Consider the following 25,076-nt stretch of genomic DNA (forward strand, 5'->3'; position numbering starts at 1 on the left):
TTCTACGGAAGGTAGAACTGACGAGTTTTGAAAAATGTTCCCTGGAGTTGGAATAAAAGATGCAAATGCATGTTTATACTGAGTGAAGCAGTTAGTTGAGATTTCAACCAATGAGGTTTCAAGTAACGATCAGACGAACCGCAGCAGGACCCACCCGACTCAAGGAGCATCACCATGGCACTTCCCGCAAACGTCACCACCGGCACCTGGACCCTCGACCCGTCGCACAGCGAGATCGGGTTCACCGTCCGCCACGCAGGCATCAGCAAGGTCCGCGGCCAGTTCACCGACGCCGCAGCCACGCTGGACCTCTCCGAGAACGTCACCGACTCCAAGGTGAGCGCCTCGATCAAGACCGCGAGCTTCGACTCCGGCGATGCCAACCGCGACGGCCACGTCCGCGGCGAGGACTTCTTCGACGTCGAGAAGTTCCCGGAGATCTCCTTCGTCTCCAACACCATCGTCCCCAAGGGCGACGCCTACGAACTCCAGGGCGACCTCACCATCAAGGGCATCACCCACCCGGTGGCCCTCGAGACCGAGTTCAACGGCGTGGCCGTCGATCCGTTCGGCAACACCCGCGCCGGACTCACCGCCGAAACCACCATCAGCCGGAAGGACTTCGGCCTGACGTGGAACGCAGTCCTCGAAGCCGGCGGCGTGCTGGTCAGCGACAAGGTTGCCATCAACCTGGAACTGGCCTTCATCGCTCCCGCGGCATAGCCACTACTCTCCCCGCTGGCCGCCCGACGCCGGGTGGCCGGTTCCGGCGCCCTGCTTCATCTTCGCGATGTAGCAGGGCGCCGTTGTTTCCGCCATTTTTCTGCAGTTGCTTCGCGGGCCGCGGCGGGCCTCGGATTCCCTAGATAACAGGGAATCGCCGGTCTACAGTGAGAGCCATGAGCAACCCGAGTGATGTACCGCCGCAGCAGCCAGGTGCCCATCCCCCGCCGCCGCCGGGCAGTGTCCCGCCGGCCGGCCCGGAGCAGCCGCCGGGCTACCAGGCGCCGCCGCCGGGTTATCAGCCGCCCCCGCCGGGCTACCAGGCACCGCCGCCGGGCTATGAGGCACCTCCACCCGGGTACCAGGCACCGCCGCCGGGCTACCAGGGGCAGCCGGCGCCTACGGGCGGATTCCGCTTCGAGATGCCTGCGGACCGCCCGAGAAGCTTTAGCGATGCATTGCCCGCGGGCGGCCTGTCCGGCATGTTTAAGGTCACCGCAATGCCCACAGAGCTGAAGGTCTCGTACTGGATCTGGCTCATCGGCGGGCTTCTGGGCATCCTCGGCGGAATCATTGGTTTGTTCGGGTCCTTTGTCATCATCGCCTTTGCGCCGCCCCTCGGGCTCCTGGTGTTCGTCCTGGTGTTGGTGGCCCTCGTGCTGGCGACTGCCCAGATCATCCTGGCCATGAAGATGAAGGAGGGCCGGGAGTGGGCCCGCTTCGCCCTCACGGTCCTTGTTGGCATCTCCTTGGTGCTGGCCATCGTTAGTGCCGGTGTCGCTGCCGGTCGGGGCGGAGGAGGCCTGCCGGGCTTCTTCATCAGCCTGGCGGCAACCGTGCTCATGTGGCTGCCAAATTCACAGGCTTGGTTTGTCGCCCATCGGGGCCGAATCTAGGCCTGCCGCGCCCCGGGATTCCGTCTGATGGCAGTGGCGTGCGCGCGGCCCGACCGCCCGTCCCGCTTGCCGTCCAGCCGCGGCACAGCCGGGGGTCGAACGAGGGTTGAGAATACCTCTTCGGAATGATCCGCACGGCGGCCGGCCCGCGGTACGGTGGAGCTAAACCATGCTGGGGGCAGGGCAGGATCGCTGGTCCCGGTGGCCGATTCCGTGATCGACTCGCAAAGGACCGCTTCATGAGCAACCCTCCAGTCCAGCCTTCACCTCCCAACGGCTCCGAGCCGGGAGGGGAGTCCACCCCTGCCAACGGTCAGAACGCGCCGCAGACCCCGCAGTACGACCAGCAGACGCCCCCGGCCTACGGCCAGAACGCACCGCAGGCTCCGCAGTACGGCCAGAACGCACCGCAGTATGGCCAGCAGACCCCGCCGGCCTACGGCCAAAACGCCCCGCAGACTCCGCAGTACGGCCAGCAGACGCCCCCGGCCTACGGCCAAAACGCCCCGCAGACTCCGCAGTATGGCCAGCAGACGCCCCCGGCCTACGGCCAAAACGCCCCGCAGACTCCGCAGTATGGCCAGCAGACCCCGCCGGCCTACGGCCAAAACGCCCCGCAAACCCCGCAGTATGGCCAGCAGACGCCCCCGGCCTACGGCCAAAACGCACCGCAGTATGGCCAGAATGCCCCGCAGTACGGCCAGTCCCCCTACGCCCAGTACCCGTCCGAGCAGCCTCAGGCTGCTGGCCCCGTTCCCCAGCTCGTCAACACCTCGTTCTGGCTGATCATCGCGGCAGGCGCGGTGTGGGTGATTTCCATGCTGCTGTCCTTGGGCACCCTGGACAGCCCCGCCGTTCGGGACCTGTTCGAGCAGCAGATGGCAACAAGCGGCACGAAGGTCGATTTCGAGTCCCTCAAAGGTGTCCTGATCGGCACCATCGTGGTGATCGCCGTGATCACCGCCGGGCTGTACGCCCTCGTCGCGTTCAATGTCCGCAAGGGCAATAACTGGGCCCGTATTTTGGGCACGGTGTTTGCTGCGCTGTCGATCCTCAACCTCTTCCCGTTCAGCCTCGCCACCTTGGCCGCGCTGCTCGGCATTGCGGCCATCGTGCTGCTGTACCTGCCCGCGGCGTCGCCCTATTTCCAGAAGCGGCAACCCTTTGCCAACCCCTACGGGCGTCCCGGCGCCCCCTTCGGGAAGTAGCTGAACCAAGGATTCCCCAACAGGGAACTGCCCAACGGGCGCGGGAGCCGGAGGACCTGGCCGAACCTAGTCGGCGTCCTCCGGGTCCTGCGCCCGTTGTGCGTGATAGGCCAGGATCTGCAGTTCAGTTGCCATGTCGACCTTGCGGAGGTTGACCCCCGGCGGGACCTGCAGCATCACCGGGGCGAAGCTGAGGATGCTCCGCACACCGGCGGCAATCACGCGGTCGCAGACATCCTGGGCCACCGCGGCGGGCAGGGCTAGGACCACCATGTTGGCGCCCGTCCGTTGCAATACCGGCTCAAGGTCCGCGGCGTCGCTGACGCGCAGCCAGCCGACTTCGCTACCCACCACCATCTGATCGGCGTCGAAAATTGCCACGATGTCAAAGCCCCGCGACTCGAATCCGCCGTACCGGGCCAAGGCCTTGCCCAGGTTGCCCGCACCGACGATTGCGACCTTCCAGTCATGCGTCAGCCCGAGGGCGGCCGCGATGTGCCGGTTGAGGTACTGGACCTCGTACCCCACGCCCCGCGTTCCGTAGGAGCCAACATAGGAGAGGTCCTTGCGCAGCGTCGAGGAACTAACCCCGGAGGCCTCGGCCAGGGACTCGGACGAGACCCGGTCCACCCCTTCAGCCAGCAGTGTGGTCAGGGCGCGCAGATAAATGGTCAGCCGCGCCACGGCCGCGGGCGGAATCTGTTTGGCGGCAGTCCCGGCTCCCCCGGGAACAGCCTCGGGAGATGAATCCAGCGAAGTCACTATCTGCTCCATTGCGTCGCGTTGTGCTTCCCACTCTAGAGCCCCCGCGCATCACGCAACAAAGCACCAGGCGTCAGGGCTGTTGTCCGAGGGCCCGCTGAAGCGTCCGTGTCAGGCGGGCCTCGTCGATCTTCCAGAAATCCCGCTGCACGCCGTCCACCAGCACCACCGGGATCTCCTCCGCGAAGCGGTCGCGCAGCCCGGCGTCGTCGTCCACGGATTGCTCCGTCCAACCGATCCCGAGGGCAGCAGTGACGCGGGCGACGGCGGCGCGCGCCTCCGTGCACAGGTGACAGTTAGCTTTGGTGATCAGAACTACATCGGGGAAAGACGCGGGTGTGGCCATGGATCCACCGTAGCCCGGCGGGCGCGTCGGCGTCGACGCGCTGCACTCCCCTCATGGGGACAACACCGGCGGCGGCGCTTGGGGGCCGTCATGCAGTCCTGCCGCCGCGTCGCGCGCCCCGCGGGCGGTCCGGGGCCGGTCATTGACTAGACTCGTGGCATGCCCGAGGAGAAAAACGTCGCTGTGGCCAGCGAGCCCGCTGCAACGCCGCAGCACGGCGAGGCCGCGTTCTTCGACGTCGACAACACCCTCATGAAGGGCGCAAGCCTTTTCCACGTGGCACGCAAACTGCACCAGCGCGGCGCTTTCACCCTGTGGCAGGCTGCCGGCTTCGCCTGGAAGCAGTTCATGTTCATCCTGCGCGGCGAAAACATGGACGATGTCCATGCCGTCCGGGATTCCGCCCTGTCCCTCGCCGCCGGCATCACGGCGAAGGATATCGAGGCCCTGGGCGAAGAGGTCTATGACGAGATGATCGAGTCACGGATCTGGCCAGGGGCCAAAGCCCTGGCCGAGCAGCACCTCCGGGTCGGGCGCAAGGTTTGGCTCGTCACGGCGACACCGGTCGAGGTGGCGAACGTTATTGCCAGCCGGCTGGGCCTGACCGGGGCGCTGGGCACTGTGGGCGAGATCCTGGACGGCTCCTACACCGGACAGCTCGTGGGCGAAATCCTCCATGGCCCGGCCAAGGCGGTGGCGGTCCGCGAAATCGCCGAGGACCAGGGCCTGGACCTTGGCCGCTGCTGGGCCTACAGCGATTCCCACAACGACATCCCGCTCCTGAGCATGGTGGGACACCCCGTCGCCATCAATCCCGACTCCAAGCTGCGCCGTTACGCCCGCGAGCACAACTGGCCGGTCTACGATTTCCGCTCCGGCCGGCGCGCTGCCACTCTGGGGTTCAAGGCCGCCACGGTGGGCGGGGCCATCTACGGCCTGTGGCGGGGGTTCTCCCGCTTCCGCGGCCCCGGCCGCTAAGCTCCAGACCTTTCCGCCGCGGTTCCGGTCGCGCGCGGCGCGGATCCGGCCCGCCGTCGTCCGGTCCCGTAGCCTGCGCCCGGTTCCGCAGCCCGTGCCCGTTTCCGGCGCAAAATCCCTGCCCGCCCGCACAAAGGCAAGAAAATGCCCGCCACCTGGAAGGCAACGGGCATTTCATGCAGTGCGAAGTATTGCTACTTCTTATTGCGACGCTGGTGGCGCGTCTTGCGAAGCAGCTTGCGGTGCTTCTTCTTGGCCATACGCTTGCGACGCTTCTTAATAACTGAACCCACGAAAGTTCCTTACCGGCTAGATGCAGTACCTGCCTGTTGGGAAGGGTCCGCGGGCTAAGCAGCAGACTGAAACAACTGACAGGTTCTTACAATGACGTAAAACGTTCCTTAACAGGGTACCGCCTCTCCGGGGCACCCCACGACCGCGGGTCGTATGCGGGCCCCAAAGCAGTCAATTCACGCTGAGAAAGATGTTGCGGACTGTTTAACCAGTCCCGGCGTGGCCGTCGCTCGAGTCGACGACAGCACCCTTGAGGTACTGCTCGACGGCGTTCTCCGGTACACGGTAGGAGCGGCCGAAGCGAACGGCCGGCATCTCCCCCGAATGCACCAGACGGTACACAGTCATCTTTGATACCCGCATGAGTTCCGCGACCTCAGCCACGGTCAAAAAACGGGCTTTGGAGAAGTTGGCCTCCGTAGACATTTCCCTTATTCCTTTGCTCAAGCGAACGGCAGCCCCACCTGATGCCATGGCGGTGTGCCGATGCTGAGCCATCAAACAACCATGTGAAAGCAACTGTAGTTGCTCATGGTGCCAATGTGAAAGGCTTCCGCAGGAATACCCACGCACTTTCCGCAGGAATCTCGAAATGCTGGCCGCGCCGGCACCCCGTTCCCTGGTCCGGGTTGCGGCCTCAGGCGCGGGTCCGGCGCGTGCGGGCCGAGGCCGCCAGTTGGCCGAGCACCGACGCCGTTACGTCCCAGTCCATGCAGGCGTCCGTGACGCTCTGGCCGTAGACCAATTCGTCCCGCCCCGAGCCTGGTTCTTCGGCTGTGCCGGCGGCGTTGGCCGAGGCGTTGACGTCCAGGTTCTGTGCCCCGCCCACCAGGAAGCTCTCCAGCATGACGCCGGCGATGGCCCCGGCAGCGGCTCCGGCGCTTTCCAGCTGGGATCCGATTTCGAGGGCGACCTCGGCCTGGCGGTGGTGGTTCTTGCCGCTGTTGGCGTGGCTGGCGTCGACGATCAGCCGGGGGTTCAATTGCTTCGCGGCCAGCTTGGCCGACGTGGCCTCAACGTCGGCGGCGGAGTAGTTGGGTCCCTTGCGTCCGCCGCGGAGGATGATGTGGGTGTCCGGATTGCCGGCGGTGGCCACGAGCGCGGCCCTGCCGTCGTCGTCGATCCCGAGGAACGCCTGGGCGGCCGCGGCGGCGCTGCAGGCGTCCAGCGCCACCTGGAGGTCGCCGTCGGTCCCGTTCTTGAACCCGATCGGCATGGACAGCCCGGAGGCCAGCTGGCGGTGGATCTGGCTCTCCGTGGTGCGGGCGCCGATTGCGCCCCAGGAGACGAGGTCCGCGACGTACTGCGGGCTGATGGGCTCGAGGAACTCGGTGGCCGTGGGCAGGCCGAGCGCGGTGACCTGCCGCAGGAATGACCGGGCCGCGCGCAGGCCTGCGGCGATGTCGTGGCTGCCGTCCAGCCGGGGGTCGTTGATCAGGCCTTTCCAGCCGACCGTGGTGCGCGGCTTTTCGAAGTACGTGCGCATGACGATCAGCAGGTCTTCACGGTGCTTTTCTGCCTGGCTCACCAGCCGGCGGGCGTATTCGAGGCCGGCCTTGGGGTCGTGAATGGAGCACGGACCCACGATCACCAGCAGCCGGTCATCGACGCCGTCCATGATGGCTCGGACCTCGTCGCGGCTTCGTCCCACCACCTCGGCCATGCGGGCCTCCAGCGGCAGTTCCGCCATGAGGTCCTGCGGGGTGGGCAGCGGGGTGAACTCGCTGACGCGCAGGTTCGAGGTGGATTGCTGGGTGTCGGCGGCTGCTTCGATGCTCATGTTCGGGTCCTGTTCCGGGTGCGGAGCGGGCCCTGATCAGAACCCGCCGGAGAAATGGCGAAGGGCAGAGAATGATCTCTGCCCTGTTGGCTCTGAAGGAAAGTTGGATGCGTGTCAGTTAGACGCGGGCCCCTCCAGAGCCAACGAAAAATACGCATACCAACGGTTAGTCATAGCGTCGACCATAGCCCCGGAGCCGAGGCAGGGGCAAACGCCGGGCGTAACATTTCGCCGGCACCGCCGCCACCCAGCCGGCGGGCCACCCCAGCTCCCCGGCCGCCCCACGTCGTCGAGACGGCAGATCACGGCGCTATCTTGCGGGTCGATGCTGCCGCGAAGTGTCATCTCGGGGCAGGCTCGGGATCAGGCCGCCGGCGGGGCCAGCAGGACGTCGACAAGCTGGGTCAAGCCGTCCGCCATGTCCACGTCCTTGTCGTAGAGCCACTGCAGCTGCAGGCCGTCAAACGCTGCGATCACCAACCTGGCCAGGATGTCCGGCGCAACGTCCGTCCGCACCGAACCCGCACCCTGGCGGTGCGCGATGTCCTGCCGCAATTCCTCGACCAGCTGCGCGTACCTGTCCTGGAAATAGCCGTGGGAATCATGTCCGGGGTCGTTGGCGGTCGCCGACGCCACGGCGTACAGAGTAGTGAGGCCCGGTTCGCGGCGGTTTCGCTCGGCAACGACGGCGAGGGAAGACAGCCCCGCGTCCCCCATCCCCCCGGCTTCCCGGCTGCGCCGGTCCCGTTCGGCCAGCACGGCCGTCAGGAGTTCCTGTTTGCCAGTGAAGTAGTGGAAAAGTGTTGCCTCTTTCACGCCGACGAGTTCGGCGACGCGCTTCAGGGCAGTGCCCTCAAAGCCTTCTGTGGCGAACACATCGGTCGCTGTCCGAACGATCTGCTCGCGGCGTTCCGCTCCTTTGGCGTAGGGCCCGCGCGGCTTCGAGATTGACATTGACACAGTTTATTTCACCTTTTTGTCTTAAAACCTAGTCGTACTCGGTTTTTATGGTTACGATCATTCCCGGGCCCAACGGAGGGCCACTTTTCGTCAGGAGGCAATGTGGCCGTCAGGACCATCAACCAGGATTCAGCGGCTCAGGCCGCCCATCAGGCTCCCAGCAGCCTGGAACCGTCAATCAGCAAGGCTTCCCGCGCCTACGTGATCGGGATGCCGATCGCGAGCGCCGGTCTGTGGATGGCGGTGCTTGCGCCGGCCATCGTTGTTCTGGCCATCAAGGTTTCCGAAATCACCACGCCGGACACGCGCGCCGGTGCACTGAGCCTTGTCGCCGGCGTCGGCGCCATCGTCGCCCTTCTCGCCAATCCGTTCTTCGGCCGGCTGAGTGACCGCACGACGTCCCGCTTCGGAATGCGCAAGCCGTGGATCATCGGCGGGGCGCTGACCGGGCTTGTTGCGCTCTTCTTTTTGGGTTCGGCCACCACTGTCACGGGGGTCCTGGTCGCGTGGATCTTTGCCCAGCTAGGCTTCAACGCGGCACTCGCGGCGCTGGTGGCCACCCTTCCGGACCAGGCCGCCCCGTCGGAACGCGGCCGCCTGTCCGGGCTCATCGGCATGACCCTGTCCGTCGGGCTTGTGGCCGCGGCGTTCTTCGCGCAGCTCTTCGACAATGCCCTGCAGATGGCCGTTGTTCCCGGCGTCGTGGGGACCGCCCTGGCCATCGGCTTCGCCTTCACTTTCAAGGACCGTGTCCTCACCGAGAAGCCCGCTCCGCTGAACCTCAAGGAGATCTTGGGTTCGTTCTACTTCAACCCCCGCACCTACCCTGGCCTGGGCTGGGCCTGGCTGACCAAGTTCATGGTCTATGTGGGCTACTGCGCGGCCCTGCTCTATCTGCCGTACTTCTTCACCGACCAGCTCCACGTGGCCCCGACCCAGGTCACCACCCTGGTCTTCCAGGCAACGCTGATCAGTTCCGCCGGCACGGTGCTCACCAGCGTGGCCGGCGGTTGGCTCAGCGACAGGATCGGCAAGCGAAAGGGCATGGTGATCGCCTCGGCCCTCATCATCATGGTGGGCCTTATCGTCATCGCCACGTCCAGCACCACCGACCAGGTCCTGGTGGGCCAGGCCATCGCCGGACTGGGCCTGGGCTGCTTCGGCGCCGTGGACGTCGCCCTCATCGCCGACCTCCTGCCGGGTACCCAGTCTGAAAACGCCAAGACCTTCGGCGTGTTCAACATTGCCCAGGCGCTTCCCCAGTCCCTGGTGCCCGCCGTCGCCTTCCCCGTGATCGCCTTGGGCGGATACCCCGCACTGTTCCTCGGCGGCGCCGTCGTCGGCATCATCGGGGCGATCCTTGTCACCCGTATCAAAGGAGTCAAGTAAATGAACCCCTCGCTATCCCCTGCCGTCCTGGCCCTCTCCCCGGATTCGCCGGATGCGGAGGCCCGGATCCGCGAGCTCGCTGCCGGTCTGAGCCTGGAGCAGCAGATCCAGCTGCTGACCGGAGCGGATGTGTGGTCCACGCACGCCATCCCCGAAATCGGGCTCAGCCGCGTCGTCATGTCCGACGGCCCCGCCGGCGTCCGCGGCGAGGACTTCGATGAGCGCCACGACTCCGTCTCGCTGCCCTCGTCCTCCGCCCTGTCCGCGACGTGGAGCGTTGAAACCGCCCGCCGCTACGGTCAGGTACTCGGGCAGGAGGCCCGGCGCAAGGGCGTCCACGCCGTCCTCGGCCCCACTATCAACCTCCAGCGCTCGCCGCTGGGCGGTCGGCACTTCGAGTGCATGAGCGAAGATCCCCGGCTCACCGCGACGCTGGCCGCCGGGTACGTCTCCGGCGTGCAGTCCATGGGCGTGGGCGCCACCCCGAAGCACTACCTCGCCAACGAGGCCGAGACGGAGCGTTTCACATCGGATTCCGTCGTGGCCGAGCGCCCGCTCCGCGAGCTCTACCTCGCCGCCTTCGAAGACGCCATCACCGAAGCCCGCGCCTGGCTCGTGATGAGCTCGTACAACTCCATCAACGGCACCACGGCCAGCGAAAACAAACTCCTCGAGACGCCGCTCGCCACGGAATGGGGCTTCGACGGCGTCGTCGTGTCTGACTGGACCGGGGTCCGGTCCGTGGAGGCTGCCAATGCGCACCAGGACCTGGAAATGCCGGGACCTGTGGGTCACTGGGGCCCGAAGCTGCTGGCGGCCGTGAACGACGGCCGGGTCAGCCGGGACGCCATCCTGGAAAAAGTGACCCGCATCTTGCGGCTTGCCGCCCGCGTGGGTTCCATCGAGGGATTCACGCCGGCCGTGACGGACCTGCCTGCACAGTTGAACGGCGCCGCCGTCGCCCGTGAAGTGGCTGTCCGTGGCGCGGTACTGGTCCGTAACGAGGGCGGAATCCTGCCGCTGGACGCCGCGAAGCTGGGCAGCGTGGCAGTGATCGGCCACAACGCCGAGGAGGCGCGCACGCAGGGCGGGGGCAGCGCCACCGTCATGCCCAAATACACCGTCTCGCCGCTGGAGGGACTGCGAAAGGCGCTGCCCGACGGCGTCGACGTCACCTATGCCCGCGGCGCCAAGGTGGCGGAAGGCCTTCAGGCGTTCCCGCGCACCTCGCTTCACAACCCGGTATCAGGTGTGCCCGGAATCCGGGTCACTTTCCTCACAGCGGACGGAACGGAGATCTCGGGCGAAGACCGCCTTGCCTCACATCTGATCTGGTTCGGCGTGGGCATTCCCGACGGCACCGCAGCCATCCGGATGCAGGCCGACTGGACCGCGGAAACGGCCGGTATCCACCACCTCGGCGTAGGGACCGTCGGTCAGATCCGGCTCGCCCTCGACGGGGATGAAGTGTTCAACGGTGAGCTCGAGGACGACACCGACGTCCTTGGCGCCGCATTGTTCGACCCGCCCAAGACCGTCCACGCCCTTGAGGCCGCGGCCGACCGGAGGGTCCGGATCGACGCCGAATACCAGCTGCCGAAGCAGCAGGTCATCCCGTTCACGGCCATCCTGCTGGGCGAGGAAACCGTGGTCACGGATCCCCAGGCGGAGATCGACGCTGCCGTGGACGCCGCACGGGACGCCGACGTCGCGGTGGTGGTGGTTGGCACCAACGCGGCGATCGAATCCGAGGGTTTCGACCGCAAGGACCTTGACCTGCCCGGCCGGCAGAACCAGCTCGTGGAAGCCGTAGCCGCGGCCAATCCGCGCACGGTAGTTGTGGTCAACTCCGGTTCGCCGGTACTCATGCCGTGGCTGGACAAGGTTGACGCGGTCCTGCTGGGCTGGTTCGGCGGCCAGGAGTTCGGCACCGCAGTCGCCGATATCCTGCTCGGCGCCGAGGAGCCCGGCGGCCGGCTGCCCACCACCTGGCCTGCGGCTTTGGCGGACGTTCCGGTGCTCGCCACCAGCCCCGTCGACGGCAAGGTGGTGTATTCCGAGGGGATCCACATCGGCTACCGCGCGTGGCTCCGGCAGCAGGCCAACGGCGGAGCTGCGCCGGCCCTGCCGTTCGGATTCGGCCTCGGGTACACCACGTTCGACGTCGGCAGCCCGCACGCTCCGGCATCCGTTCCCGCCAACCAGGACGTGGTGGTGCACGTGCCGGTCCGGAACACGGGCACGCGCACCGGCCGGGAAATCGTCCAGGTCTATCTGGACCGCGCCGACTCCGCCGTGGAGCGGCCGGTCCGCTGGCTGGCCGGCTACGCCGGAACACACCTCGCGCCCGGCGGAACGGAGAGCGTTGAAGTCCGGATCCCGGCCAAGGCGTTCGGCCACTACGACGGCGGCTGGCAGTTTGAGCCCGGAACCTTCCGGCTGCTGGTAGGCCGCCACTCGGCCGATGATTTCCAGACCCTGGACATCGAACTGCGCTAAGGCCTTTCGGCCCGCCCGACGCTTGGCGAAGGAGCAGTTGGCGGCAGTGCCCATTACCGGCGCTGCCGCCAACCGCGTCCCTCGTCACCACCGGCCACCCCCTAGAGTGTGAAAGGACCCCAACACGAGCATCCGACCGCTTTGGAGGAAGCCATGACGCAGACCTTCCCGCCCGAGAACCCAGAGGCCCCCACAACGCCGAGCGCGACGGCGCCGGACATCCGGGCGCCCGGCGCCCGTGCATTCGGGCAGGCCGGCCCCGGGGCCGTTCCGGCGGCGCTGAGGCGCCGCGTGCCCAGGTACGCCGACCTCGCGCCCCTGATGCAGTTCAAGAAGCCGGAGTTCAGCCGGGCCGCCCGGCTGCGCCGCGCGAGCACCATCTGGGACCTGCGCGACATCGCCAAGCGCCGCACACCCCAGGCGCCGTTCGACTACACCGACGGCGCCGCCGAGGCTGAAATCACCCTCCGCCGCGCCCGCCAGGCCTTCCTGGACATCGAATTCCGTCCCGGCATCCTGCGCGACGTCTCCAGCATCGACCTCAGCACCGAGATCCTGGGCGGGCCGTCCCGGCTGCCGGTGGGCATCGCGCCCACGGGATTCACCCGGATGATGCAGTCCGAAGGCGAATACGCCGGCTCCCGGGCCGCCGAAGCCGCCGGCATCCCGTACACCCTCTCCACCATGGGCACGGCGTCCATCGAGGACGTCGCCACCGCCGCACCGGCCGGCCGCAACTGGTTCCAGCTCTACCTCTGGACGGACCGGGACCGGTCCCTGGAACTGATCCAGCGCGCCGCCACGGCCGGCAACGACACCCTCATGGTCACGGTGGACACCGCCGTCGCCGGCGCCCGCCTCCGGGACGTCCGCAACGGCATGACCATCCCGCCCGCACTGACGCTCAAGACCGTCCTGGACGCCTCCTACCGGCCCGCATGGTGGTTCAATTTCCTCACCCACGAGCCTCTGACCTTCGCCTCGCTCTCCCGCTACACGGGCACGGTCGCGGACCTGATCAACTCCATGTTCGACCCCACCCTGACCTTCGCCGACCTCGACTGGCTCCGCGAGACCTGGAAGGGCAAGCTCGTGGTCAAGGGCATCCAGACGGTAGAGGACGCCCGCAAGGTGGTGGGCCACGGCGCGGACGGGATCGTGCTCTCCAACCACGGCGGCCGCCAGCTGGACCGGGCACCGATCCCCTTCCACCTGCTCCCCGAAGTCTCCGCCGCCCTGAAAGCGGACCGAAGCGACGCCGCGATCATCCTGGACACCGGCATCATGAGCGGCGCGGACATCATCGCCGCCCTCGCCCTGGGCGCCGACTTCACGCTGATCGGCCGCGCCTACCTCTACGGACTCATGGCCGGCGGCCGCGCCGGCGTCGACCGCGCCCTCCAGATCCTGGAGAAGGACATGCAACGCACCATGGCCCTGCTGGGCGTGAGCCGCATCGCGGACCTCACCCCGGACCACGTACGGATCCTCAAGGGGTAAGCCCGCTCCGAGACGGCATTTCGCGGCAGAGTTGGCGCCGGGCACTGGCGCGAACCGCCAACACAAGACGGGAGGCCGGAGGGCTACTTCTTGCGGCCGAACTTGGGCAGGTTGGCGAGGAGGTCCGCGGCCTTGGTGGCGGCGCGGCCCACGGTCCGCCCGATCTGCTGGGGCATCTTATCCTCGCCGGCGGTTCCCACCGGGATAACGACGGCGGGGCTCAGCGGGCTGCCGGCAGGGCGGCCGGCCAGTGCCGCCGCCGGCTGCGGGGCGGCCGGTGACGGCTGCGGGGCGGCCGCGGCCGCCAGGCTGTCCGGCACCGCTGTGGGGCTGGATTCGGGGTGGCGGGCCGGTGCCGTGTCCGGGGCCGCTGCTGGGACGACGTCGAAGGTCTGCAGCCAGTTGGCAACGCCGGCAAGGGGCTTCGGGTTGAGCGCATAGTAGCGCTTCTGGCCCTGGGCGCGCATGCTCACCAGGTCCGCTTCCCGGAGGACCTTGAGATGTTTTGAAATGGTGGGCTGGCTTGCATCAAGCTCCTGGACCAATTCCCCCACTGCCTTATCCCCCTTGCGGAGGGCCACCAGAATGTCACGCCTGGTTGCCTCAGCAATGACGGCAAATACGTCGTCTGTCACCATGTCCTCCACACTAGCGACATATACGCCAGATGGCATCCACAAATTGGCGGGCTGCCGCTTAGCCTGATCCGCGGCGCGGAGCTAGTCGAACCAGGGGTCCAATCCATGCAGGGGAAACACTTCTTTGCGGGTGGCCATGATGGTGCGGTCCACCGCGTCGTTGGGGTCGAACCCCACTTCCCAGGACCGCCACCAGACGTCGACGTCGTCGCCCATCAGTTCAGGGGGCTCCACGCCGAACTTGGCCCCGTACTTGTCCCTGACGTAGCGCCGCCAGTCCTCCGGAACCGGGGTGCGCAGGGGGACAGGCCGGCCGGCGGCGATGGCGATGAGATGGCTCCAGGAGCGCGGCACCACGCTGACGACGTTGTAGCCGCCGCCGCCCGTGGAAATCCAGCGGTTGTCGCAGTAGCGCGCGGCGAGATTGCCGATCGCGGTGGCGGCCTCACGCTGGCCGTCCACGCTGATGTTCAGATGGGTGAGCGGGTCAAGCCGGTGCGAGTCGCACCCGTGCTGGCTCACGATGACTTCCGGTTCGAACGCGCCGATGAGTTGCGGCACGACGGCGTGGAAGGCCCGCAGCCAGCCGGCGTCGCCGGTGGCCGCCGGGAGGGCCACGTTCGCGGCGCTGCCCTGCGCCCCCGGGCCGCCGATCTCATTGGCAAACCCGGTGCCCGGGAAGAGAGTCAGCCCGGACTCGTGCAGCGAAATCGTCAGGACGCGCGGATCGTCCCAGAAAATGCTCTGCGTACCGTCGCCGTGATGGGCGTCGACGTCGACGTAGGCGACGCGCCGGATGCCGCCGTCAAGCAGTCGCTGGATCGCGAGGGCGGCGTCGTTGTAGATGCAAAAACCGCTTGCGCGGTCCCGGGAGGCGTGGTGCATTCCGCCGCCGAAGTTCACGGCCCGCACCGCGCTGCCGTCCAGGACGGCGGCGGCCGCCAGCAGGGAGCCGCCGGCCAGCCGGGCGCTGGCCTCGTGCATGCCGGCAAAGGCGGGGTCGTCCTCGGTTCCGAGGCCCCTGGCTTCATCGGGGGTGTCCGGATCTTCGCTCACGCGCCGCACGGCGGCTACGAACTCGGGGCTGTGGACCGCGCACAGTTCCTCGTCGGCGGCGACTTCCGGGGCAGCTACCGTTACGTGCTCCAGATCCAGCAGTCCCAGGCTGCCGGCCAGCTTCGCCGTGAGCTCCATGCGCTCGGGCGCCATCGGGTGGCTGTGGCCAAAGTTGTAGGCGGTCATGGCAGGAGCCCACACCACCGTCGTTGGCAGCGCGGCCTGAGAGAGTCCGGGCAGGAATGTCATCACTCACAGGCTACCCGAGCGTCCCCCTGCTTCCCGCGTGCGCAGGCGCGCTCCCCCGGTCATGACGCGGACTTTAGTGGTTTACTACTGAGGGAAGCAGTTTCAACCAAGGAAAAACATGACGCAAAGCCAGTCGAGGTCCACGCGCCCGGCCAGCTGGCAGCCAGGCATGCCGGAGCGGGACGGCCTGTGGATCTTCACACGCCTGCGCGACTTCATTGACAGCATCGCGAACAGCTCGCCGGCCCGCCTGGCCCTCACAGTGTTCGGCATCGTCATCGTGGTTTTCACCACGCTGCTTTCGCTGCCTATCGCTTCCGCCACCGGACAGGTCACACCCCTGCACGAGGCCCTCTTCACGGCGGTGTCCGCCGTCTGCGTCACAGGCCTGACCGTGGTCTCCACAGCCGCGTATTGGTCCTTCTTCGGTCAGCTCGTGATTCTGGTCGGCATTTTCGTGGGCGGCCTGGGCACCCTGACTCTCGCGTCGCTGCTGGCGCTCATGGTCAGCAAGAAACTCGGTGTCCGCGGTAAGCTGATTGCCCAGGAGGCCATGAACAACGCCGGCCGGCTCGGCGAGGTCGGTACCCTGCTCCGGATCGTGATCGTGACGTCAGTCGTGATCGAGGGCGCACTGGCGCTGGCCCTGGTCCCCCGCTTCCTGATCCTCGGGGAGAGTTTCCCGCAGGCCCTCTGGCACGGCGTCTTCTACGCAATTTCGTCGTTCAACAACGCCGGCTTCACTCCGCATTCGGACGGAATCGTCCCCTACGAAACCGATCTCTGGATCCTCATCCCGCTCATGCTCGGTGTGTTCCTGGGCAGCCTGGGCTTCCCCGTGGTCATGGTGCTGCAGCAGAACGGGCTGCGGTGGAAGAAATGGAACCTGCACACCAAGCTGACCATCCAGGTGTCCTTCATCCTCTTCGCCGCCGGGGCGCTCCTCTGGGGGCTCCTGGAATGGGACAACCTGCGCACCATCGGGGGCATGGACCTCGGCGACAAGATCACGCATTCGCTGTTTGCCTCCGTCATGCTGCGTTCAGGCGGCTTCAACCTTGTGGACCAGAACAACATGGAATCCACCACCATGCTGGTCTCCGATGCCCTCATGTTCGCCGGCGGCGGCTCGGCATCCACGGCCGGCGGCATCAAGGTCACCACCATTGCGGTGATGTTCCTGGCGATCGCCGCCGAGGCCCGCGGCGATGCCGATGTCAAGATCTACGGCCGGACCATCCCGGAGGGCACCATGCGCGTGGCCATCTCGGTGATCGTCGCCGGCGCCACCCTCGTCTCGGTCTCGGCCCTGCTGCTCCTGCACATCAGCGGCGCCTCCCTGGACCGGGTCCTGTTTGAAACCATTTCCGCCTTCGCCACGGTGGGCTTGAGCACCAATCTCAGTGCCGAATTACCGCCGTCGGGGGTTTACGTCCTCACTGTGCTCATGTTTGCCGGGCGTGTCGGGACGGTCACCCTCGCCGCCGCCCTGGCCCTGCGCCAGCGCAGCCAGCTGTACCACTACCCGGAAGAGAGACCGATCATTGGCTAGTTCCTCAGGCGCCGTCAACCGCCCCGCCCACAATGCCCCCGTGCTGGTGATCGGGCTTGGCCGCTTTGGCGCATCCACCGCAGAGCAGCTGGTGAAGCAGGGCCGGGAGGTGCTTGCCATCGAGCGCGACCGCACCCTGGTCCAGAAGTGGGCTGGCGTCCTGACGCACGTGGTGGAAGCCGACGCCACCAACATCGACGCCCTCCGCCAGCTCGGCGCCCAGGAATTCAGTTCCGCCGTGGTGGGCGTGGGCACCTCGATCGAATCCTCGGTGCTGATCACGGTGAACCTCGTGGACCTCGGGATCGAACACCTCTGGGTCAAGGCGATCACGCCCTCGCACGGCAAGATCCTGACCCGGATCGGCGCCAACCACGTCATCTACCCGGAAGCCGACGCCGGCGTCCGCGCCGCGCACCTGGTCTCGGGCCGCATGCTGGACTTCATCGAATTCGACGACGACTTCGCCATCGTCAAGATGTACCCGCCGCGCGAAACCGTGGGCTTCACGCTCGACGAGTCCAAGGTCCGGTCCAAGTACGGCGTCACGATTGTGGGCGTGAAGTCTCCGGGCGAGGACTTCACCTATGCGCGGCCCGAGACGAAGGTTTCCTCACGGGACATGCTCATTGTTTCGGGCCACGTGGACTTGCTGGAACGGTTCGCCGCGCGCCCCTGAGTTCAGCCGAGCTGGCGGGTGATTTCGGCCGAGCGGGCGGCGGCCGCGCGGGCGCCCTCGGCGATGATGGCCGGCAGGCCGCGCTCATCAAACGTCGCGATGGCCCGTTCCGTGGTGCCGTTCGGGCTGGTGACCGCCTTGCGCAGCGATGCGGGGTCCGCCCCGGGCTCGGCCAGCATGAAGCCGGCCCCCGCGACGGTCCCGCGGGCGAGCAGCAGCGACAGTTCCGGGTCCAGGCCCAGTTCGACGCCGGCCGCCGCCATGGCTTCCGCCAGGTAGAAGGCGTAGGCCGGGCCCGAGCCGCTGATCGCCGAGACGGCGTCCACCTGCTCTTCGGGAACCTCCACCACCGTGCCGGCGGCTGCGAGGATGTCTTTCGCGTGCTGGAGCTGCGCGGCCGAGCAGCTGCTTCCGGGGGTGACGGAGACCATGCCGCGGCCGAGCTTCGCCGGAGTGTTCGGCATTGTGCGGATGACGGGCTGGCCGGCCGGCAGCACGGCTTCGAGCTGCGCCAGGGAGACGGCGGCTGCGACGCTGATGACGATCGTGTCCGGAGAGAGGGAACCGCTGATTTCCCGTGCCAGGTCCGCGATGCCCGCCGGCTTGACGCCCAGGATCACGACGCCGGAGCCGGTGGCCGCCTGTTTGTTGTTTTCGGGCTCTTCTTCGCCGGCGATGGCCGTGATCCCGTGATGGCGCTCTGCGAGCCCGGCCGCGCGGTCAGCCCGGCGCACCGTCGCGACGATGTCGGCGGGATCGACGCCGCCGTCGATCAGGCCGCCCATGATTGCCTCGTTCATTGATCCACAGCCCAGGAATGCGATTCGGTTGCTCATGCTCCCATCATTGCAGTCCGGCCCGATTCCCAGCCAGCTCACACCTTGGCCGCAGTCAGCGCACAACTTCGGAGCCTAGCGTTGTCATTACCTCATTGAGGGTGCGAGTGATGCAGCAGGCATGCGGATGCCTGCGTGGCACCGGTGGTCTGCGGCGGGTTTTCCCATTTTCCCGCAGTGGACCATCGGTGCCTTTTCCGTTTAAGCGGGCGCCCATTCCGACTGACCCCTGCGTCGGCACGCCACCGCAGCGGAACGACCGCGGATTGTCAGCGAACACACAGGTGACTCCCGCCGTGCGCCCATCTACGGCCACTACCGTGGAGCGTGCCTCAACAGGTGCGAGTGATGATAGCCGGTTCCACCGGAGCCGGCGGTGCGCCGGGTGTTTGCAGCAGATTTCCCCCAAGTCCTGCTCCAAGCGCCCGGCGCTACTCCGTTAAGCGGGCTGCGAGCTTCAAGGCACCTGCGGGTCCGGCCGCTCGCAGTCTCCGGCCCCGGCGAGCCAGCAGCTCCGGAGCTTCTCTTCCAGAAACCGGTGTTCCGCCGCGCTCCCGGCAAGCTCCAGCGCCCGCCGGTAGGCCCCGGCAGCCTCCGGAGCGCGGTCCAGGCGCACCAGGAAGTCGGCGCGGACGGCGTGGAAGAGGTAGTAATTGTCCAGTCCCAGGCTCTCAACCTCCGACAACCCGGCAGCGGGACCGTGCAGCTCCGCCACGGCGACGGCGCGGTTGAGGGCCACGACCGGTCCGGGTGCGACGGCCAGGAGCAGGTCATACAACTGCAGGATCTGCGCCCAGTCGGTGCCGCGGGCGGTCGCGGCGTCGCTGTGGACGGCGTTGATCGCGGCCTGAAGCTGATAGGGCCCCGGCCGGTTCCGGCGCAGGCACTGACGCACCAGCTCCTGGCCCTCGGCGGCCAGCGCCCTGTCCCACTGCTGCCGGTCCTGTTCAGGCAGCAGCACGAGTCCGCCGTCGGGAGTAAACCGCGCGGCGCGGCGGGACTCGATGAGCAGCATCAATGCCAGCAGTCCCCTCGCCTCCGGTTCGTCCGGCATGAGGGACGTCAACAGCCTGCCAAGCCGGATGGCCTCCCAACAGAGCTCCGTACGGCCGGGGCTGTCCGCGGGGCCGGCGCTGTAGCCTTCGTTGAAGATGAGGTAGACGACGGCGAGCACCGATTTCAGCCGCTCTGGCAGGTCGGCGCCCTGCGGGACGCGGTAGGGGATCTTGGCGTCACGGATTTTCGCCTTGGCCCGGACCAGCCGCTGGGCCATGGTGCTCTCCGGAACGAGGAAGGCCCGGGCGATCTCCGGCGTCGTCAGTCCGCCCAGAAGCCGCAGCGTGAGCGCCACCTGGGCGGGCCTGGCCAGGGCCGGATGGCAGCAGGTGAAAATCAGCCGCAAAGTGTCGTCGTCCACGTTGTCGATTCCTGCCTGGTCCGCCAGGAGCTGCTCGTCCGCGGCCGGTGCTGATCCGTTCCCCGCCGGTGCCGCAGACAGGAAAGCGGCCTGTGCGTATTTGTCCTCGCGCGAGGACTCCCGCCGGAGCCGGTCGATGGCCCGGCGCCGTGCCGTGGTGATGATCCAGCCGGCCGGGCTGGGCGGGACGCCTGCCGAGGGCCAGTGCCGGACCGCCGCCGTGAAGGCATCCTGGACGGCGTCCTCGGCTATATCGATGTTCCCGAACGTGCGCGTCAGGACGGCTACTGCCCGGCCGTATTCGTTCCGGAAGACCCGGGCAATGTCCGCCTCGGTGGCACCGGCGCGGTGGCCATGACCGTTCACGGCAGCGTTCCCGTCCGGAGGCTAGTGCTGGAAGGGACGGACTTCAACGGGAAGGGTCGTGACGCCGGCCAGCTTCCGGGCCCAGCCGAGGGCCGCGTCCAGGTCCTGGGCTTCGATGACGGTGAAACCGCCCAAGTGCTCTTTGCCTTCGGTGAACGGGCCGTCGGTGATAAGAATCTCGCCGTCACGGGGCCGGAGGACGGTGGCGGACTCCGCGGGGTGCAGTCCGGCGGCGAACACCCAGGCCCCGGCTGCCTGCATCTCACGGTTCAGGGCCGCCAGGTCCCGCATGATCGGTTCGAGGACCTCAGGTCCCGGGACCGGGCCGTCCGGCTGGTAAATGCTGAGCAGGTACTGCGACATTTCAGGTGCCTCCTTGTCGAATCCGCCGGCGGCGTGCCGGCCTCTCAGCATCTACACGAACGGAACCCCTGCAGATCGACACTTCCAAGCGGCACTTCCAATCGAACCCGCAGGATTCGCAGCGGACACTGACCAGGTCAGGAAACCTTCTCCGGGGACTGGAGCTGCGCCGGCGGCCGCTGCGCCACATGCGGTGCGGGGTCGAGCGGCCCCTCGAACACCAGTTGGTCCAGGCGGCGGAGGATGAGTCCCTCGCGCAGCGCCCACGGGCAGATCTCCATGCTGGCGAACTCGAACATTTCCAAGGCGGCCTCCGCGACGAGCGCGCCGGCGAGGACCTGCGGCGCCCGGGCCTCGGAGACGCCGGGCAGGTGGAACCTGTCCCCGATCTCCATGGCCGAGACACGCTGCGCCCAAAGCCCCAGGTCCAGCGCCTGCAGCTCGCGCTTGACGTACGGACCGGCGGCACTGGGGGCGGCCCCTGCGATCCTGGCGAGGGACCGGAAGGTCTTGGACGTGCCCGCCACATGGTTGGGCCTGCCCAGTTTCTCGAATTTGCGCACGGCGGGCTTTAGCGTGGAGCGGATGTAGCGGCGCAGCTCCTTGATGCTTTTGGCCGAGGGCGGGTCTCCGGGGAGCCAGTCGCGCGTCAGCCGGCTGGCCCCGAGCGGCACGGACATTGCCAGCTCGGGGAGTTCGTCCTGTCCGAGGGCCATCTCGAAGGAGCCGCCGCCGATGTCCAGGTTCAGGATGGGCCCGGCGCCCCAGCCGTACCAGCGGCGGACGGCGAAGAACGTCATGGACGCCTCTTCGCTGCCGGTGAGTTCCCGGAGGGTGACCGTGGTTTCATGCTTGACGCGGGCCAGGACCTCCGCGCCGTTGGTGGCCTCGCGGATGGCCGAGGTGCAGAACGCGAGGAGGTCGTCGGCTTTGTGCTTGGCGGCGAATTCCCACGCTTCAAGGACGAACTCGACAAGCTCATGCTGGCCGGCGTCGTTGATGTTGCCGTCGCCGTCGAGGAACTGCACGAGGGACAACGGCCGCTTGTGTGAAGCGAAAGGGACCGGCCGGGCGCCGGGGTGTGCGTCGACCAGCAGGAGGTGGACGGTATTGGACCCGATATCGAGGACGCCTAGACGCATGTTGCCATTATTGCCCCCACTGAAGCGGCTGGTCTAACTGCGACGGCGGTATTCGCGAAGACTACCGCCGTCCGGGACGCTGGCTCAGGCGAGGTCCGTACCCTGCGCCGGGTGGTCCGCGGACCCGGCAGTACCGTCCGCGAACTCGTCGGAGGGCTTGAAGTCGCGGCGGATGTTGGCCACTCCCTCCGGATCGATTTCAAAGCCGTAGGCGGCCCCCGGGTTGATCACCATGCCGAGCTCGTCGCCGAGGTTGCCAATGATCGCGGCGCCCTGTGTGCCCAGCACGTTGGGAGCGGCCGCGAGATACTGCTCGGTGACGCGGCTCGGGTGCGAGAAGACGGCCAGAACCGGCTTGCCCGAGGAATTCGCGAGGACCAGCGGCTCCACCTGGGAGTCGGGGCCCTCGAGGGCGTCGGAGCTGACCACGTAGACCTCGTTGTTGAGGAAGGCCAGGATCACGTCCACCGGGTTGGCGTCCGGCTGCTCCCCCCGGGCAAGCTGCTCTTCGAGCTCGTTCAGCGGCTGGTTGTCCAGGTGTGCGGGCTGTTCAGTCATGGTCCTACTCGATCACGTCCGCGCCCGCTCCGCAAACGCAGAATCGCCGGAAAGCTGCGGAGTTGCCGGAAAATTCCGGCGACTCCGCAGCTTTCCGGCGAACCCGGTGTGGCTCGGCTACTTCTTGGCCGGCGTCTTCCGGGCCGGGGCCTTGCGGGCCGTCGTCGTGCGCTTGACCGGGCCCCTGGCGCGCTTCTCCGCGAGGAGTTCGACGGCCTGTTCCCGGGTGAGCTCCTCCAGCGAGGTGGAGCGCGGCACGGTGATGTTGGTGATGCCGTCGGTGATGTACGGGCCGAACCGGCCTTCCTTCACCACGATGTTCTTCTCCGAGACCGGGTCCGGGCCGAACTCGGCCAGCGGCGGCACGGCGGCACGGGCGCCGCGCTGCTTGGGCTGCGAGTAGATCTCCAGCGCCTGTTCCAGCGTGATCGTGAAGATTTCCTCCTCGGAGCCGATGGAGCGGGAGTCCGTGCCCTTCTTCAGGTACGGGCCGAACCTGCCGTTCTGCACCGTGATCGGGTTGCCCTCGGCGTCCTGGCCCAGCACGCGGGGCAGGCTCATGAGCTGCAGGGCCTCGTCCAGGCTGACCGTCTCCACGCTCATCGAGGCGAACAGGGAACCCGTACGCGGTTTGGCCTTGACGGGCTTCTTCGGCGGCTTCGGCTTGCCGTTCTTGTAGTACTCCACGGGCTGGCTGGCCAGCTGCTCCTCGGTCATTTCCGGGATGATCTCGGTGACGTAGGCGCCATAGCGGCCGTTCTTGGCCACGACCGTGTGCCCGGTGTGCGGGTCCGTGCCGAGGACGCGCTCTTCCGGGGCCGCGGTCTCCATGAGTTCAATGGCTTTGGCGGCGGTGAGCTCGTCCGGCGCCAGGTCCTCGGGGACGTTGGCGCGGGCGGCTTCAACCACTTCGCCGGTCTTGGGATCGACCGTCGGGACGGAGCTTTCCAGGTACGGGCCGAATTTCCCGACCCGCAGCGTGATGCCCTCGGCGATCGGAATCGAGTTGATTTCGCGGGCGTCGATCTCGCCGAGGTTGTTGACGATGCTCAGCAGGCCGGGCTCAGCGTCTTCACCGAAGTAGAAGTGCTTGAGCCAAGCGGGTCCGGCCGCCTGTCCGTTGGCGATCTTGTCCAGGTCAGCTTCCATGTCGGCCGTGAACTCGTAGTCCACGTAGTCGTGGAAGTGCTGTTCAAGCAGCCGGATCACGGAGAACGCGATCCAGCTCGGGACCAGCGCGGAACCCTGCTTCCGGACGTAGCCGCGGTCCTGGATGGTGGAGATGGTGGAGGCGTAGGTGGACGGACGACCGATGCCCTTCTTTTCCAGCTCAGCGGTCAGCGATGCTTCCGTGTAGCGCGGGGGCGGCGAGGTCTCGTGGCCGACGGCGACGATGTCCGAGGCGGTCAGGGAGTCGTCCTTGGCCACGTTCGGCAGGCGGCGGGCTTCCTCGGAGTCGTCATCGCCGCGGCTTTCGTCCTTGCCCTCTTCATAGGCGGCCAGGAAACCGGGGAAGGTGATGACAGTGCCGGAGGCGGAGAATTCCGCGTCGCGGCCGGCAGCAGCGCCGCCCACGGTCACGGCGCCCAGGCGGATGGTGGCGGTGGAGCCCTTGGCATCAGCCATCTGCGAGGCGACGGTGCGCTTCCAGATCAGCTCGTAGAGCCGGAATTCGTCGCCGGAGAGCTGCTTGGCGACCTGGGCCGGGGTGCGGAAGGAGTCGCCAGCGGGGCGGATGGCCTCGTGGGCCTCCTGGGCGTTGGCGGCCTTGCTGGTGTAGACCCTCGGGGACTGGGGCACGTATTCCGTGCCGTACAGCTCGGCTGCCTGTCGCCGGGCGGCGGTGACGGCTTCGTCGCTCAATGCGGACGAGTCCGTGCGCATATAGGTGATGTAGCCGTTTTCGTAGAGCCGCTGGGCCACCTGCATGGTGCTCTTGGAGGAGAAGCGCAGCTTGCGGCCGGCCTCCTGCTGCAGCGTCGAGGTGGTGAACGGCGCCGCCGGGCGGCGGGTGTACGGCTTGGTGTCGACAGAACGGACGCGGAAATCAGCGGTCTGCAGGCCGACCGCCAAGGCGGTGGCGAGTTCCTCGTTGAGGTGGACGACGTTGCGGGAGGTGAGTTCGCCGTTGTCATTGAAGTCGCGGCCGCTGGCCACCTTGGAGCCGTCCACGGCAGCGAGTTTCGCTTTGAAGGCTCCGGCGTCGGCACCGAACTGGCCGGTCAGGTCCCAGTAAGAGGCAGCCTTGAACGCCATGCGCTCACGCTCCCGGTCCACCACCATGCGGGTCACGACCGACTGCACCCGGCCGGCGGACAGACCGCGGGCCACCTTGCGCCACAGCACCGGTGAGATCTCGTAGCCGTAGAGGCGGTCCAGGACGCGCCGGGTTTCCTGTGCGTCCACCAGGTCCTGGTCCACGTCGCGCAGGTTGTCCATGGCGCGGTGGATGGCTTCCTTCGTGATTTCACCGAAGGTCATCCGGTAGACCGGCACCTTTGGCTTCAGGACTTCCAGCAGGTGCCACGCGATGGCCTCGCCCTCGCGGTCCCCATCGGTTGCGAGATAGAGCGCATCGGCGTCTTTGAGCTGGGCCTTGAGTTCGGCGACCTTTTTCTTCTTGTCCGCGGACACCACGTAGTACGGCTTAAAGTCGTTTTCAATGTCGACGGCGAACTTGCCCAGCGGGGTCTTCTTCAGTTCCGCGGGGAGCTCGGAAGGCTGCGGAAGGTCGCGGATGTGACCAATGGAGGCCTCAACGATGAAGCCCTCGCCCAAGTACTTGGCGATGGTCTTGCTCTTGGCGGGAGACTCCACGATCACGAGTTTCTTGCCGGTTTTGGCCTTGCTTGGCACGGTGCTCCTACAGAAAAAGGTTGCTCGGG

Annotated in this window: 23 protein-coding genes; 9 read left to right on the forward strand and 14 right to left on the reverse strand. The window is 67.2% G+C overall.

Annotated elements, in window-relative coordinates; all coding sequences use genetic code 11:
* The first annotated feature begins 174 nt into the window (after positions 1–174).
* The 3 genes from C9424_RS02145 (at position 175) to C9424_RS02155 (ending at position 2,827) form a co-directional block, all read left to right on the forward strand.
* Positions 175–723: a YceI family protein gene (locus tag C9424_RS02145; protein ID WP_116765276.1), complete on the forward strand. Its 549-nt coding sequence runs from the start codon at positions 175–177 to the stop codon at positions 721–723.
* 500 nt (positions 724–1,223) lie between these two features.
* Entirely contained in the window at positions 1,224–1,619 is a 396-nt protein-coding gene (locus C9424_RS02150; protein WP_237563243.1) for a hypothetical protein, read from the forward strand.
* Between the two features lie 239 nt (positions 1,620–1,858).
* On the forward strand, positions 1,859–2,827 hold the full coding sequence (locus C9424_RS02155) for a Yip1 family protein (RefSeq protein WP_116765278.1): 969 nt from the start codon (positions 1,859–1,861) through the stop codon (positions 2,825–2,827).
* Between the two features lie 66 nt (positions 2,828–2,893).
* Here the strand turns inward: C9424_RS02155 and C9424_RS02160 are convergent, their stop codons facing one another.
* Together C9424_RS02160 and C9424_RS02165 are read right to left on the reverse strand one after the other, a co-directional pair.
* Entirely contained in the window at positions 2,894–3,589 is a 696-nt protein-coding gene (locus C9424_RS02160; protein WP_116765279.1) for a redox-sensing transcriptional repressor Rex, read from the reverse strand.
* Positions 3,590–3,662: 73 nt separating this feature from the next.
* Complete coding sequence (locus tag C9424_RS02165) at positions 3,663–3,935, reverse strand: glutaredoxin family protein (protein WP_116765280.1); 273 nt, start codon at positions 3,933–3,935, stop codon at positions 3,663–3,665.
* Between the two features lie 159 nt (positions 3,936–4,094).
* On the opposite strand from C9424_RS02165, the gene C9424_RS02170 reads away from it, so the two are divergent.
* A complete protein-coding gene (locus tag C9424_RS02170) occupies positions 4,095–4,913 on the forward strand; it encodes an HAD family hydrolase (RefSeq protein WP_116765281.1) in 819 nt (272 codons plus the stop codon).
* Between the two features lie 194 nt (positions 4,914–5,107).
* Here the strand turns inward: C9424_RS02170 and C9424_RS02175 are convergent, their stop codons facing one another.
* The 4 genes from C9424_RS02175 to C9424_RS02190 all read right to left on the reverse strand — a co-directional run bounded on the left by C9424_RS02175 (position 5,108) and on the right by C9424_RS02190 (position 7,941).
* A complete protein-coding gene (locus C9424_RS02175) occupies positions 5,108–5,206 on the reverse strand; it encodes a 30S ribosomal protein bS22 (protein ID WP_003792170.1) in 99 nt (32 codons plus the stop codon).
* Between the two features lie 205 nt (positions 5,207–5,411).
* Entirely contained in the window at positions 5,412–5,633 is a 222-nt protein-coding gene (locus tag C9424_RS02180; RefSeq protein WP_116765282.1) for a helix-turn-helix domain-containing protein, read from the reverse strand.
* A 211-nt stretch (positions 5,634–5,844) separates the two neighbouring features.
* Positions 5,845–6,987 carry a 3-deoxy-7-phosphoheptulonate synthase gene (locus C9424_RS02185; protein WP_116765283.1) on the reverse strand — a complete coding sequence of 381 codons (1,143 nt, stop codon included), beginning with the start codon at positions 6,985–6,987 and terminating at the stop codon, positions 5,845–5,847.
* Positions 6,988–7,350: 363 nt separating this feature from the next.
* Entirely contained in the window at positions 7,351–7,941 is a 591-nt protein-coding gene (locus C9424_RS02190) for a TetR/AcrR family transcriptional regulator (RefSeq protein ID WP_116765284.1), read from the reverse strand.
* A 108-nt stretch (positions 7,942–8,049) separates the two neighbouring features.
* Between C9424_RS02190 and C9424_RS02195 the strand changes: the two genes are divergently transcribed.
* From C9424_RS02195 to C9424_RS02205, 3 genes are all read left to right on the forward strand, one after another.
* Positions 8,050–9,336, forward strand: a complete 1,287-nt coding sequence (locus C9424_RS02195; RefSeq protein WP_237563244.1) for an MFS transporter — start codon at positions 8,050–8,052, stop codon at positions 9,334–9,336.
* Entirely contained in the window at positions 9,337–11,835 is a 2,499-nt protein-coding gene (locus C9424_RS02200) for a beta-glucosidase family protein (RefSeq protein WP_116765285.1), read from the forward strand. It abuts the gene before it with no gap.
* 153 nt (positions 11,836–11,988) lie between these two features.
* The gene (locus C9424_RS02205) at positions 11,989–13,335 is read left to right on the forward strand and encodes an alpha-hydroxy acid oxidase (protein WP_116765286.1); all 1,347 of its coding nucleotides are present in this window, start codon (positions 11,989–11,991) and stop codon (positions 13,333–13,335) included.
* A gap of 83 nt (positions 13,336–13,418) precedes the next feature.
* On the opposite strand, the gene C9424_RS02210 is transcribed toward C9424_RS02205, so the two are convergent.
* Positions 13,419–13,973, reverse strand: coding sequence for an ArsR/SmtB family transcription factor (locus C9424_RS02210; protein ID WP_116765356.1), 555 nt, complete (start codon positions 13,971–13,973; stop codon positions 13,419–13,421).
* 81 nt (positions 13,974–14,054) lie between these two features.
* Complete coding sequence (locus tag C9424_RS02215) at positions 14,055–15,278, reverse strand: acetoin utilization protein AcuC (protein ID WP_116765287.1); 1,224 nt, start codon at positions 15,276–15,278, stop codon at positions 14,055–14,057.
* A 118-nt stretch (positions 15,279–15,396) separates the two neighbouring features.
* On the opposite strand from C9424_RS02215, the gene C9424_RS02220 reads away from it, so the two are divergent.
* Both C9424_RS02220 and C9424_RS02225 read left to right on the forward strand, forming a co-directional pair.
* Entirely contained in the window at positions 15,397–16,830 is a 1,434-nt protein-coding gene (locus C9424_RS02220; protein ID WP_116765288.1) for a TrkH family potassium uptake protein, read from the forward strand.
* Positions 16,831–16,870: 40 nt separating this feature from the next.
* Positions 16,871–17,509 (forward strand): potassium channel family protein, encoded by a 639-nt coding sequence (locus C9424_RS02225; RefSeq protein WP_202615744.1) that lies wholly within the window; start codon positions 16,871–16,873, stop codon positions 17,507–17,509.
* A 2-nt stretch (positions 17,510–17,511) separates the two neighbouring features.
* Here the strand turns inward: C9424_RS02225 and proC are convergent, their stop codons facing one another.
* From proC to topA, 6 genes are all read right to left on the reverse strand, one after another.
* Positions 17,512–18,345 (reverse strand): pyrroline-5-carboxylate reductase, encoded by an 834-nt coding sequence (gene proC / locus C9424_RS02230; RefSeq protein WP_116765290.1) that lies wholly within the window; start codon positions 18,343–18,345, stop codon positions 17,512–17,514.
* Between the two features lie 457 nt (positions 18,346–18,802).
* Positions 18,803–20,128 carry an RNA polymerase sigma factor gene (locus tag C9424_RS02235; protein ID WP_116765291.1) on the reverse strand — a complete coding sequence of 442 codons (1,326 nt, stop codon included), beginning with the start codon at positions 20,126–20,128 and terminating at the stop codon, positions 18,803–18,805.
* A gap of 21 nt (positions 20,129–20,149) precedes the next feature.
* A complete protein-coding gene (locus tag C9424_RS02240; protein WP_116765357.1) occupies positions 20,150–20,491 on the reverse strand; it encodes a YciI family protein in 342 nt (113 codons plus the stop codon).
* Between the two features lie 137 nt (positions 20,492–20,628).
* Complete coding sequence (locus C9424_RS02245; RefSeq protein WP_116765292.1) at positions 20,629–21,633, reverse strand: Ppx/GppA phosphatase family protein; 1,005 nt, start codon at positions 21,631–21,633, stop codon at positions 20,629–20,631.
* Between the two features lie 84 nt (positions 21,634–21,717).
* A complete protein-coding gene (locus C9424_RS02250; RefSeq protein WP_116765293.1) occupies positions 21,718–22,191 on the reverse strand; it encodes an SseB family protein in 474 nt (157 codons plus the stop codon).
* Positions 22,192–22,308: 117 nt separating this feature from the next.
* Positions 22,309–25,047: a type I DNA topoisomerase gene (gene topA / locus C9424_RS02255; RefSeq protein ID WP_116765294.1), complete on the reverse strand. Its 2,739-nt coding sequence runs from the start codon at positions 25,045–25,047 to the stop codon at positions 22,309–22,311.
* Between the last annotated feature and the right edge of the window lie 29 nt (positions 25,048–25,076).

The sequence above is a fragment of the Arthrobacter sp. H-02-3 genome (assembly GCF_003097355.1).
Lineage (GTDB): Bacteria > Actinomycetota > Actinomycetes > Actinomycetales > Micrococcaceae > Arthrobacter > Arthrobacter humicola.